This is a genomic window from Pseudomonas sp. v388, assembly GCF_003935425.1.
Taxonomy (GTDB): Bacteria; Pseudomonadota; Gammaproteobacteria; order Pseudomonadales; family Pseudomonadaceae; genus Aquipseudomonas.
This window is the reverse complement of record NZ_RHQN01000001.1, coordinates 443,332-456,174: the sequence shown is the minus strand read 5'-3', so window position 1 is coordinate 456,174 and position 12,843 is coordinate 443,332. Positions and strand designations below refer to the sequence as shown.

At 61.0% G+C, this 12,843-nt stretch carries 9 protein-coding genes; 7 read left to right on the top strand and 2 right to left on the bottom strand.

Annotation, left to right across the window (positions count from 1 at the left end; genetic code table 11):
• Window positions 1-33: 33 nt before the first annotated feature.
• The 3 genes from yghX to EGJ27_RS01995 all read left to right on the top strand — a co-directional run bounded on the left by yghX (window position 34) and on the right by EGJ27_RS01995 (window position 3,930).
• A complete protein-coding gene (gene yghX, locus EGJ27_RS02005; protein WP_125829040.1) occupies window positions 34-933 on the top strand; it encodes a YghX family hydrolase in 900 nt (299 codons plus the stop codon).
• Between the two features lie 416 nt (window positions 934-1,349).
• Entirely contained in the window at window positions 1,350-2,999 is a 1,650-nt protein-coding gene (locus tag EGJ27_RS02000) for a phosphoethanolamine transferase (RefSeq protein WP_125829039.1), read from the top strand.
• Window positions 3,000-3,255: 256 nt separating this feature from the next.
• Entirely contained in the window at window positions 3,256-3,930 is a 675-nt protein-coding gene (locus EGJ27_RS01995) for a response regulator transcription factor (RefSeq protein WP_125829038.1), read from the top strand.
• A 202-nt stretch (window positions 3,931-4,132) separates the two neighbouring features.
• Here the strand turns inward: EGJ27_RS01995 and EGJ27_RS01990 are convergent, their stop codons facing one another.
• Together EGJ27_RS01990 and EGJ27_RS01985 are read right to left on the bottom strand one after the other, a co-directional pair.
• On the bottom strand, window positions 4,133-4,882 hold the full coding sequence (locus EGJ27_RS01990; protein WP_125829037.1) for an SDR family oxidoreductase: 750 nt from the start codon (window positions 4,880-4,882) through the stop codon (window positions 4,133-4,135).
• A 118-nt stretch (window positions 4,883-5,000) separates the two neighbouring features.
• Window positions 5,001-8,048, bottom strand: coding sequence for an FAD-binding and (Fe-S)-binding domain-containing protein (locus EGJ27_RS01985; protein ID WP_125829036.1), 3,048 nt, complete (start codon window positions 8,046-8,048; stop codon window positions 5,001-5,003).
• Between the two features lie 178 nt (window positions 8,049-8,226).
• Between EGJ27_RS01985 and EGJ27_RS01980 the strand changes: the two genes are divergently transcribed.
• The 4 genes from EGJ27_RS01980 (at window position 8,227) to EGJ27_RS01965 (ending at window position 12,805) form a co-directional block, all read left to right on the top strand.
• Complete coding sequence (locus tag EGJ27_RS01980; RefSeq protein WP_125829035.1) at window positions 8,227-9,132, top strand: LysR substrate-binding domain-containing protein; 906 nt, start codon at window positions 8,227-8,229, stop codon at window positions 9,130-9,132.
• Window positions 9,133-9,143: 11 nt separating this feature from the next.
• A complete protein-coding gene (locus EGJ27_RS01975; RefSeq protein ID WP_125829034.1) occupies window positions 9,144-10,040 on the top strand; it encodes a LysR substrate-binding domain-containing protein in 897 nt (298 codons plus the stop codon).
• Between the two features lie 183 nt (window positions 10,041-10,223).
• The gene (locus EGJ27_RS01970; RefSeq protein ID WP_125829033.1) at window positions 10,224-11,549 is read left to right on the top strand and encodes an MFS transporter; all 1,326 of its coding nucleotides are present in this window, start codon (window positions 10,224-10,226) and stop codon (window positions 11,547-11,549) included.
• Complete coding sequence (locus tag EGJ27_RS01965; protein WP_125829032.1) at window positions 11,546-12,805, top strand: amidohydrolase family protein; 1,260 nt, start codon at window positions 11,546-11,548, stop codon at window positions 12,803-12,805. Before EGJ27_RS01970 ends, EGJ27_RS01965 begins: the two co-directional genes overlap by 4 nt.
• Window positions 12,806-12,843: the final 38 nt, after the last annotated feature.

Below are 12,843 nucleotides of genomic sequence, written 5' to 3'. Positions count from 1 at the left end.
TTTGCCGTCCGAATGATCGAAGGATGCCTATCGATGGAACGTCTCACCGCCAAAGACTTCGCTCCAGAGCTGCTCGAACTCTACGATTACTATGCCCACGGCAAGATCAACCGCCGAGAATTCCTGGATCGGGCGGCGCTGTTCACCTTCGGTGGTCTGACCGCCAGCGCGGTCCTGGCTGCGTTGAGCCCCAACTATGCGCTGGCCGAGCAAATCGCCTTCACCGACCCGGACATCGTTGCCGAGTACCTGACCTACCCGTCTCCCAAGGGCCACGGTCAGGTGCGGGGTTACCTGGTGCGTCCGGCCAAAGCCAGCGGCAAACTGCCGGCCGTGGTAGTAGCCCATGAAAACCGTGGACTCAATCCCTATATCGAAGATGTGGCGCGGCGAGTCGCCAAGGCCGGCTTTATCGCCCTGGCGCCGGACGGACTTTCCTCGGTGGGTGGCTATCCGGGCAATGACGACAAAGGCCGCGAACTGCAGCAGAAGGTTGATCCTGAAAAACTGATGAACGACTTTTTCGCCGCCGTTGAATGGCTGATGAAACACGACGAGTCCACCGGCAAGGTTGGCATCGTCGGTTTTTGCTACGGCGGCGGGGTCGCCAATGCGGCGGCGGTGGCCTATCCCGAGCTGGGGGCTGCGGTATCGTTCTACGGTCGCCAACCCAAGTCCGAAGATGTGGCCCGGATCAAGGCGCCGGTAATGATCCACTACGGCGAACTCGACACCCGCATCAACGAGGGCTGGCCAGCCTATGAACAAGCGCTGAAAGCGGCCGGCACCACTTATGAAGCCTTCGTCTACCCCGGTGCCAATCACGGTTTTCACAACGACTCTACCCCGCGCTACGACGAAGCCGACGCGAAGCTCGCCTGGGAGCGGACCATAGGCTGGTTTCGCCGGTATCTGGGGCCGGCGGCGAGTTGATCACAACGTTGAACCGGCCGAGGAGCAACGTCCAAAGGATCTGATTGGCCGGCACCCCTGACTCGATCAGGGCGCTCTCGCTGCCCCTACTGCATAAGTGTCCGTCACGTCAGCATTGCGACAACTCTGGGTTCAAGCCTAGGCAAACTTCCTGCGCCTATCGAAACTGTCGCACACTAGAGCATGTTGCTTTTGCCAAGCGAATGAATCGTCAACAATATGTTCAGCTCTCAAACCAAATGTTTAAAGTGTAAGCACGCTGGTCGTTGCTTGATGTTGCAATGAGTGTATTCAAGCGGCCACTGTTTATTGGCATCTCCTTCACAAAAATTTGATTATTCCCCACCTAGAGTTCGCGCCGTTGGCGATGCGGCGTCATCGCTCCGCTTCCGTATTCTCTGTAAAAGTAGAATTCTATGCCTGAACTCAAACCTGCTCGCGCGGAATGGATCACTTTAATCGCCAGCCTCTACCTGCTGGTGGCTTTCAATAATGTTCTCTGGAGACAACTACGGGCGATCATAAGTGACAGCGGTGTGGGTTTGCTGCCCATCGTCGCCTTTGGCGTGATGATACTGGCCGTCTTCAATATCGTGCTTAATCTGGTGGCGTTCAGACGCGTCCTCAAACCAATCCTGATACTTCTGTTCGTAGTGAGCGCCGGCGTTGCCTTTTTCATGAGTCAGTATGGCGTGGTGATCGATAAGGGCATGCTGCGCAACGTTGTCGAGACCAATGTCACAGAGGTCCGCGATCTGCTTTCGTTGCGACTGGCCGGCTACGTTGTACTGCTGGGCATCGTACCGTCGCTGCTGCTCTGGAAAACACCGGTCAGCTACCGTCCCTGGCACCGCGAGCTGGCGGTCAAAGGCGTGCTCTGCACAGGCTTCGCCCTGCTGATCGGAACAGTCGCCTTGCTCAATTACCAAGGCCTGGCCTCGCTGTTTCGCAATAACCATGAGCTGAGGTTGATGGTGGTGCCGAGTAATTATCTCAGCGCGTCGGTGGGTTATCTGCGCGAACAAATCGCAACCGCGCAGCAGCCATTCATGAAAGTCGCCGAGGACGCCACGCTGAGCGAGGCCTGGGCACACCGCCCACGCAAGTCCCTCACGGTATTGGTAGTAGGCGAGAGCGTCCGGGCGCAAAGCTTCGGCCTTCTGGGCTACAGCCGCGATACTACCCCGCAGTTGCGCGAGGAACAGGGGCTTATCGCCTACCCCGATGTCAGTTCCTGCGGAACCGAAACGGCGGTGTCGGTGCCTTGTATGTTCTCGACCATGGGGCGCCGGAATTACAACGCGGCCGTGGCGAAATCCCAGGAAGGTCTGCTGGACGTCCTCCAGCGCGCCGGTCTTGAAGTGTTGTGGCGCGATAATCAGTCCGGTTGCAAAGGCACTTGCGACCGAGTGGTCTTCGAGGATGTCAGTAACGCCAATGACGAAAAGCTCTGCGCCGACCATGAATGTATGGATGAAATCCTGCTGACCGGGCTGCAGAGCTTGATCGACCATCTGCAGCGCGACACGGTATTGGTACTGCACCAGATGGGAAGCCATGGACCGGCTTACTACAAGCGCTACCCCAAGGCGTTCGAGCGGTTCACGCCGGTGTGCCGCAGCAACGTGCTGGACAGCTGCAGTCAGCAGAGCATCATCAACAGCTATGACAATACGGTGCTGTACACCGACCATGTGCTGAGCAGCCTGATCAGGCTTTTGCGCAACAATCAGGAACGGGTCGACACGGCCATGATGTATATCTCCGACCACGGCGAATCGCTGGGCGAATACAACCTGTTCTTGCATGGCACCCCTTACATGCTGGCCCCGCCTCAGCAAAAACAGGTGCCCATGCTGGCCTGGTTCTCAGAGGGGTATCAACGTTCTTTTGTCCTCGACACGCAGTGCCTGCAGCGCAATCGAAACGCTCCGTTGAGTCAGGACAACCTGTTCCACTCGATGCTGGGATTATTACAGGTCAACACCCAGGCTCGTGATCCGGCGCTGGATATCTTTGCGCCGTGCAGAACCCTGCCGGCCGACACGAACTTGAGTCAACGCTGACACACTCCATACCTGAGTACACGGCGAAGAAAGTTTTGACTGTGTTTTCACCAAAGCTTGACCTTTACCACGGTAACTTTGCGCACCAGGCAGCAGTGGCCAGGCATTGCGGTGTCTTCTTTCCAGCCCTTGCGGATTTCTGGCTGCCGGAACTCTTTTCCCACTGAAGACGAATGGCGAAGTACGGAATCCTGGAATAGCCCTTAGTTAAGGGCTGGCCGAATTCTGAGTGATGCAAACCATTAAGGATCGCTTGATGCGCGTGCTTGTGATTGAAGACCATAAAGATATTCTGGCCAACATTTCGGAATATTTCATACTTAAAGGGTGTGACGTAACGACTGCCATGGATGGCGTAACAGGACTGCATCTTGCCGATACGGGAAACTTTGATGCAATCATTCTGGATATCATGCTGCCCGGCATGGACGGTCTCAAAGTCTGCAGTAACCTGCGGGAGAAAAGTCGGCATAAAGCGCCAATACTGATGTTGACCGCCCGGGATGAGTTAAGTGATCGGCTTATCGGTTTCGAGGTCGGCGCAGACGACTATATCGTCAAGCCGTTCGCCCTCTCGGAGTTGCTGGCCCGCGTCGAATCGGTGACACGACGCTTTACCGGCCTCAAGACCCATGTGCTTCAGATACACGATCTGACCTACGATCTGAATTCACTGGAAGTCAGGCGCGCAGGGGCTTTGCTGCGCCTGAACCCCACCACCCTGACCCTGCTGGAGTTGCTGATGCGCAGAAGCCCTGCCGTGGTTAAGCGCAAGGATCTTGAACGAGCTATCTGGGGCGACAACGTCCCGGACTCGGACATTCTGCGGACCAGTATGTACATGCTGCGCAAAACCATCGATAAGCCGTTTGAAATTCCTTTGCTGCATACCATTCATGGTGTCGGTTACAGAATGCTGGGGCCTGGATAACGGGGCTTGTCCACGGCAGGCCGTTCTCCCGCAGGAGCCTGCGGGCGGCGATTTGTCTTGCTGGCGAAAGCGACGTTTCAGGCGACGCCTTGGTGTGTATGCACCGGTCTCTTCGCGAGCAAGCTCGCTCCCACGGTCGACCCAGGCCCTTGATCCGCAGGAGCCTGCGGGCGGCGATCAAGACGCCGGAACAGATTCGCGACTAGTAAGGACTGGCCGTCGGCCGCACGATCAGTTCGCTGACGTCCACATCGGCCGGCTGTTCCACTGCGTAGGCGATGGCGCGGGCGATGGCTGTGGCGGGTATGGCGATGCGCCGGAACTCGCGCATTTCGTTGCGCCCGCCTTCATCGGAAATGCTTTCGGCCAGTTCCGACTCGGTCACGCCCGGCGCGATGGTGGTCACGCGGATATCGCCGCCGACTTCCTGGCGCAAACCTTCGGAAATCGCCCGCACCGCGAACTTGGTGGCGCAGTACACCGCAGCCGTCGGGCTCACGGCGTAGGCGCCGATGGAAGAAATATTGATGAACTGCCCAGAGCGTCGCGCCTGCATCAGCGGCAACGCAGCCGCGATACCGTGCAGCACGCCGCGAATGTTCACGTCGATCATCCGGTTCCACTCTTGCACCCTTAGCGCATCGAGTCGGGAAAGCGGCATGACGCCGGCATTATTGACCAGCACGTCGACACACCCGTGGGTTGCGACGGTGAAATCAATGAAGGCCTGCATATCGGCGACATCGGTCACATCCAGCGCCCGAAAATCGGCGACGCCGCCGGCTTCGCGCAACTCGCTGACCAGCGCTTCCAGACGCTCGGTACGGCGCGCCCCGAGTACGACGCGAGCGCCCTTTTGCGCCAGTAACCTCGCCGTCGCTTCACCGATGCCGCTGCTGGCACCGGTGATGGCGATGACTTTGCCTTGAATGCCTTGTTGGATCGTTTGCATGGTCCGGCTCCTGTTCCGATTGAGTCCCCGCCGTTCGGGGCGTGGAATCAGATTAGGCGGGCCGGGCCGGGATGCGTTATCCAGGAAATCCTGAGTGCTTGCACGATTTACCGCGGCATCAGGCCGCCCGCAACTTCTCCAGAAGAATCTGCAACGGATGCCGCATCTGCTTGCCGTCCTGGCGCTTGACCTGGCTACGGCACGAATAGCCGTCGGCCAGCAGACGCTCATCGCCGCCATAGCGCGCCACCAGCGGCTGCCAGGACTGGCGGTAAATGGTGGTCGAGGTCGCGACGTTGCGGGTCTCATGACCGTAGGTCCCGGACATGCCGCAGCAGCCGCTGGCCAGCACTTCCAGTTTCATTCCCATGCGGGCGAATACCTTCTGCCACAGGCCGACGCTGCCCGGTTCGTTAGTCTTCTCGGTGCAATGCGGCAGGAAGTACCAGGTTTCATCTGACGGTTGCGGTGCGCTGTCTTCCTGCTCTGTCGCCAGCCATTCCTGAGGCAGCATCACGGTGGGCACGTCTTCGCTGCCCAATACTTTGCTGTACTCCTGGCGATACACCAGCGTCATCGCAGGGTCCAGGCCCACCAATGGGATGCCGCTGGCCTGCAGCTTGCGAAGTGACCGGCTGTTGAACAGCGCGGCTTTCTCGAATGCAGCCAGGAATCCCTGAACCTGGAGCGGCTTGCCGTTGGGGGCAAATGGCGCGAGGTAGATCTGATAACCCAGGCGCGAAATCAGCTCAAGCCAATCGGCAGCCAGCGGCGTTTCGAAATAGCGGGTGAAGGCATCCTGCACCAACACCACGGTACGTTTACGCTCTTCGGCACTCAACGCGGCAAGGCGCTGCGGCGTGGCAATGCCCACATTCCAGCGAGCGCAGGCGGCACGGAAATCAGTCATGCTCAGCAGCGGGCTATCAACCATCCCGGCCACATGTTCCAACAGGTAACGCACCGGCGCCGCGCTCATCACCGTGTTGTAGACGCGAGGGAAACGGGCCAGATACGGAATGCTGAATTCCAGCGAGCCGATCAGGTAATCCTTCAGCGGACGCAGGTAGCGGCTGTGGTACAGCTCCAGGAACCGCGAGCGAAATTCCGGCACGTTGACCTTCACCGGGCATTGCCCCGCGCAGGATTTGCACGCCAAACAACCGGCCATGGCGTCATACACTTCGTGGGAGAAGTCTTTCTGGCCTGTCACGCGGGCCACGCTATTGACGGTTTTTTCCGCCAGGCTCTTCAGCACATTGGCCGAGCGTGCCCTGGCGCTGGCGGTCAGCACATCGACATTCTGTTCGCCTTGCAGGCGCAGCCATTCCCGCACCAGCGACGCCCGGCCCTTGGGTGAGTGGATACGATTGCGGGTGGCTTTCCACGACGGGCACATGGCGTCGTCAGGATCGTAGTTGTAACAGGCGCCGTTGCCATTGCAATGCAGTGCGCTGTCGTAACTGTTCCAGACTCGCTCGTCGATGGTCCGGTCCAGGTCGCCACGCAGGGTGACTTCATCCACCAGCGTCAAGTGTGCCGACGGCACGGACGCCGGGGTGGCAATCTTGCCGGGGTTGAGCTGGTTGAACGGATCGCATGCCGCTTTGAGTGCCTGCAACGCCGGATACAGCTCGCCGAAGTACTCGGGCACGTATTGCGAACGCAAACCCTTGCCGTGCTCGCCCCACAGCAGGCCGCCGTATTTACGGGTCAACGCCGCCACCGCGTCGGAGATCGGCCGGATCAGTGCAGCCTGGGCCGGGTCTTTCATGTCCAGGATCGGGCGCACGTGCAGTACGCCCGCGTCTACATGGCCAAACATGCCGTATTGCAGGCCGTAGCCGTCGAGCAATGCACGGAATTCCTGGATGTAATCGGCCAGGTTTTCCGGCGGCACGGCGGTGTCTTCCACGAACGGCTGCGGACGCGCCTCGCCCTTGACGTTGCCCAGCAAACCCACCGAGCGCTTGCGCATGGCGTAGACCCGGTTCACCGCCGCGCTGCCGGTCGCCAGCGTATGGCCCAGGCGCACCACCGAAGTGTCGGCCTGCAAATGTTCGACGAAGGCGTGTACCCGCGCTTCCACTTCGCTCTGTTCATCGCCGCTGAATTCGATCAGGTTGATACCCAGCGTCGGGGTCTGCGGGTCTTGGGGGAAATACTCGGCCACGCCGTGCCAGACGATGTCCTGCATGGCCAGCATCAACACCTTGGAGTCCACGGTTTCAATGGACAGCGGTTTGTGTGCCATCAACGCCTTGGCGTCGCGCAGCGCATCCATGAAGCCCGCGTAGCGCACGTTGACCAGAATCGAATGTCGGGGAATCGGCAGCACATTGAGTTTGGCTTCAACGATAAAGCCCAGGGAGCCTTCCGAACCGCACAGCACGCTGTTGAGGTTGAAGCGGCCGTCGCTCTCGCGCAGATGCGCCAGGTCATAGCCGGTCAGGCAGCGGTTGAGCGGCGGGAAGGTGTCCTTGATCAGTTGCGCCTGGTCGTCGGCAATCTCACGGGCGCAGCGATAAACCCCGCCGGCGCGATCTGCCCGAGCCTGTTCGCTGACCAACTGCTCGCTACTCAGCGCATGGCTGTGTATATAGCCACCGCCGAGCAGCACGGTGGACAGTTCCAGTACGTGATCGCGAGTCTTGCCGTAGGTGCAACTGCCCTGCCCGCTGGCGTCGGTGTTGATCATGCCGCCGATGGTGGCACGGTTGGAGGTGGACAGTTCCGGCGCGAAAAACAGGCCGTGTGGCTTGAGCGCGGCGTTGAGCTGGTCCTTGACCACGCCGGTTTGCACCCGCACCCAGCGCTCTTCGACGTTGATTTCCAGAATCCGGTTCATGTGCCGGGACAGGTCCACCACCAGGCCGTCGGTCAACGACTGGCCGTTGGTGCCGGTGCCACCGCCGCGCGGAGTCAGGACCACCTGTTTGTACGCAGGCAGTGCCGCCAGCCGGGCGAGGATTGCCACGTCATGGCTGCCGGTGGGAAACACCGCGGCCTGGGGCAAACGCTGGTAGATCGAGTTATCGGTGGCCAGTACGGTTCGCGAACCCAGATCACGGGCGACTTCGCCTTCGAAGCCCTCCTGCACCAGAGCGTCGAGAAAACGGTCGTACTGATCGGCCGGTTCAGTGGTGGGTTTAAGGAGGGCAATCATGGCGGTTTCCTTATAGCCGGGTGGCAAACCCAGGCTTTTTATATGCAGAACACGTATGCTTTGACTCGCGCCGAAAAATCGTGACTGTCATTGAAGGTAGCAACGGTTGTGCGGATTTTCGGGCCTTATACCGCCCGGCACAAACGTAAAAGCTGCCGTTTTTGCATGAGTTTTATGAATGAATCCAAGACGCCTTACCCCTTCCATGTCATTGCTGATCGCTTTTGAGGCCGCGGCCCGCCACGGCAGTTTCACCAAGGCCGCCGACGAGCTGGCCCTGACTCAGAGCGCGGTCAGCCGCCAGGTGCAGGCGTTGGAAGCGCAATTGGATGTCGAGTTGTTCAAACGCGACGGCCGGCGTATCGAGCTGACCACCGCAGGCGCACTGTACCAACATGAGCTGGCGGCCGCGCTGGGCCGGATTCGTAGCGCCACGCTCAAGACCATCGCTCACAAATCAGAAGGCGGCATGCTCCATCTAGCGGTGTTGCCCACCTTCGGTTCCAAGCTGCTGCTGCCACGCATGCATGACTTCTACGCCCGCCATCCGGGGTATGTGGTGCATATCCATTCGCGAATCATGCATGCCGACCTCACACCCGCAGCCGGCGAGATGAATGCGATCATTTGTACAGGCAGCGGCAACTGGCCCGGTTACATCGCCCACCGGCTGGTCAACGAAAAGCTGGTCGTCATCGCCAGCCCCGCAGCGCTGCCCCACCATGCCGCCATGACCCCCGAACAGGTCGCCCTGCATTCGTTGCTGAGTGTGGTGTCACGACCCAGCGCATGGTCCGACTGGTTCGATCGCTATCGGCTGGACCACCATGTGATGCGCCCCGGCCCCAGCTTCGAGCTGACCTCGCATTTGATCCAGGCCGTCGCGGCGGGGATCGGTATCGCGCTGGTGCCGCGCATCCTGGTGCAGGACGAAATCGACAGCGGCGAACTGGTGACCCTGTTCGAACCCATGGACAGCGGCCGTGATTACTACCTGGCGTACGCCACGCGCTTTCAGAACCTGCCGTCATTGTGTGTCTTTCGAGACTGGCTGATGTCCACGCCCTTCCCCGACGCTGCCTGACTGGAGTCGCCATGCGCATCGAACCGCTGCCGCCGTTGCAGAACCTCATTGCCTTTGAAGCCACTGTGCGGCATGGCAGTTTCACCCGTGCCGCCAGCGAGCTGCACCTGACCCAGAGCGCCATCAGCCGGCAGGTGGCGCAGCTGGAAGAGTTCCTTGGTCGGGCGCTGTTTCGCCGGGAGCATAAACGCATTCATCTGACGGTGGCCGGGCAGATCTACGCCGAGCAGATCCACCGGGTCCTGACTCTGTGCGCCGAAGCGACTGCACAGGTCATCACCCACAGCGGCGAACAGCAATTGACCCTGGCCTGTTCCAGCGGCGTCGCGGCGCTTTGGCTCGGCCCGCTGCTGGGCCGCTATCGCGATGAGTTTCCCGGCGTGGACATTCGCCTGCGCGTGGTGGACGGCCTGGATTCGCTGGTGCGTGCCGAATTCGACCTGGCCTTGTATTTTCTGCGTGAAGCGTCGCCGCCGGGACTGGACAGCCGTCTGCTGTTTCCCGAATCCGTCAGCGCTTACTGCGCACCGGGGTATCTGCACGGCGCACTGCTGGAGCCAGCGCAATTGCTCGACCACTGCCTGTTGATGCTCGAAGACGGCCAACGGCAGTGGCTGTCCTGGAACGACTGGTTCGGCCGCCAAGGGGTGGATGCGTCGTTGATTCGCCAGCGCATGACGGTCAATCACTATCCGGTGCTGGTGGACCTGGCGCTGGCCGGACATGGCGTGGTGTTGGGCTGGCAGCCGATGATCGACCGTCATGTGCAGTCCGGGGCGCTGGTGCCCGCCTGCAAGGTCAGTGTCGGCGCGGTGGGTGGGTATCACCTGTTGACGCCCAGCGGCCAGACCCCGCGTCGCGCGGCGCGGGCGTTCGAGCAGTGGCTGACCCGGCAGGTCGAGGCGTAACGCTCGGCCTTGCATGCGTCCTGCGCATGCAAATCTGCGTAAAGAGCGTTTTCACAAATTCGTTACAGGCCCTAATGTCGTGTCCAGCGGGCAACAGACCCGCAGGCTGTTTCCCCTTTCAACTCTGCCCCCCATGTTCACTGCAGGGTCGATCCCTGCGTGTATCGCATGCAGGAGACGAATGTGAGCACTGCACAACAATATTCCGCCGGTACCTCCGACACCCTTGCGCACAACCCACAGGCGCGCCGGGCGGTCGTCGCCACGGTCATCGGCAACGGCCTGGAGTGGTTCGACTTCACGGTCTACAGCTTCTTTTCGGTGATCATCGCCAAGGTGTTCTTCCCCACCGGCAGTGAGTTGACGTCCTACCTTCTGGCTCTGGCCACCTTCGGCGTCGGCTTCTTCATGCGCCCGGTGGGCGGCATCGTCCTGGGGATCTACGGCGACAAGCATGGCCGCAAGGCCGCGCTGTCGTTGACCATCCTGCTCATGGCGCTGGGCACCCTGATCATTGCCCTGACTCCAAGCTACGCGCAGATCGGCCTGTTCGCGCCGGTGCTGATCGTGCTCGCCCGGTTGCTGCAGGGTTTCTCGGCAGGCGGCGAAATGGGCAGCGCCACGGCGTTTCTCACCGAACACGCCCCCGAAGGCAAGAAAGCGTTCTATTCCAGCTGGATTCAGGCCAGCATCGGCGTCGCGGTGTTGCTCGGCTCGGCGCTGGGCGCGATTTTGTCCAGCTATCTGACTCAGGCGCAGCTGGAGAGCTGGGGCTGGCGCGTGCCGTTCATCATCGGCACGCTGATCGGGCCTGTGGGCTTCTATATTCGCAGCCGGGTCGACGAAACCCCGGCCTACAGCGCGGCCAAGCCGGTTGAATCGCCGTTGCGCGAAGTGCTCAAGACCTATCCGCGCCAGACACTGATCAGCTTCTCGCTGGTGGTGCTGTGGACGGTGTGCACCTACGCGATCCTGTTCTATATTCCGTCCTATGCGCAGCGGGTGCTGGGCCTGCCATCGTGGATGGGCTTCAGCGCCGGGATGATGGGCGGTGCGGTGCTGATTGTCGCCACGCCGATTGTGGGTGCGCTGGCCGACCGCTACGGCCGCAAGCCCTTCCTGCTGGGTTCGGCCCTGGCGATCTTCTGCAGCGCTTACCCCATGTTCCTGTTCATCAACCAGATGCCGGGGCTGTTCTCGCTGCTGGTGTTCGAGTTGGTGCTGGGCATCCTGATCTCCGGCTACATCGGCTCGATCCTTGCCGCGTTCGGCGAATTGCTGCCTACCCACGTCCTGTCCACCGGGTTGTCGGTGGCCTACAACTTCGCGGTGACTATCTTCGGCGGCTTCGCCACGTTCACCATCACCTGGCTGATCGCCTCGACCGGCAGCAATGTCGCCCCCGCTTTCTACATCATGTTCGCTGCGCTGGTCAGCGGTACCGGAGCGCTGCTCTATCGTGACCGTGCACCGGCGATCAGGCGTACCCTGACTGGAGCTTATCAATGACGACCCCTGATTCTTCGCGAATGATCCTGCGCAACGGGCGCCTGCTGGACCTGCAAGCCGGTGCGCTGGTGGCCGGCCAGGAAGTGGTGATCGAAGGCGAGCGTATCGTTGCGGTACGGCCGACCACCCAAGGCTGCGAAGCCGACACCCAGGTTATCGACCTGGGCGGCATGACCCTGATGCCGGGGCTGATCGACTGTCACGTGCATGTGCTGGCTTCCAATGCCAACCTGGGTCTCAATGCGCTGCAACCCAACGCCATCACCATGTACCGGGCGCTGCCGATCCTGGCGGCCATGTTGCAGCGCGGCTTCACCACCGTGCGTGATGCCGGCGGCGCGGACTGGGCGCTGGCTCGCTCCATTCAACTGGGGCTGATCCCCGGCCCGCGCATTTTCGCGTCGGGCAAGGCGCTGTCGCAGACCGGTGGGCACGGCGACATGCGCGCCCGTGGCGAGTTGCTGCTCAATGAACCCTGTTCCTGCTGCTTTCGTGCCGGGGCCATCGCGCGAGTGGTAGACGGCGTCGACAACGTGCGGCTGGCGGTGCGTGAGGAACTGCAACAGGGTGCCAGCCAGATCAAGATCATGGCCTCGGGCGGGGTTTCATCGCCGACCGATCCGATCGCCAACACTCAGTACAGCGAGGCTGAAATCCGCGCCATCGTCGACGAAGCCGAAGCGGCCAACACCTATGTCATGGCCCACGCCTACACCGCGCGAGCCATTCGCCGCGCTATCGAGTGCGGCGTGCGCACCATCGAGCACGGCAACCTGGTAGACGCCGAGACGGCGCAGTTGATGGCCGAGAAAGGCGCGTTTGCCGTGCCGACCCAAGTGACTTACGAGATGCTGGCTGAGTACGGCGAGCGCTTCGGCTTGCCTGCCGATTCGGTCGCCAAGATCGAGGACGTGCGGCTGGCCGGGCGCAATGCGTTGAAGTTGTACGCCGATGCCGGCGTGCCCATGGGCTACGGCTCCGATCTGCTGGGCGAGATGCACGAATACCAGAGCCATGAGTTGCGGATTCGCGCCGAAGTGCTGGGCAACCTGGCGGCCTTGCGCAGTGCGACCAGTGTCGCGGCGCAGATTCTGCAACGCGAAGGCGAGCTGGGCTGCATCGCCGAGGGTGCGCTGGCCGACTTGCTGGTGGTTGATGGCGATCCGCTGACCGACATCAATTGCCTGGTCGGCCAGGGCGAATGCCTGGCGCTGATTCTGCAGGCCGGCCAGGTGCGGAAAAACACCCTGGCGTGATCTGAGCTTCTCGCCTGCAAGACGGATCGCCGCCCGCT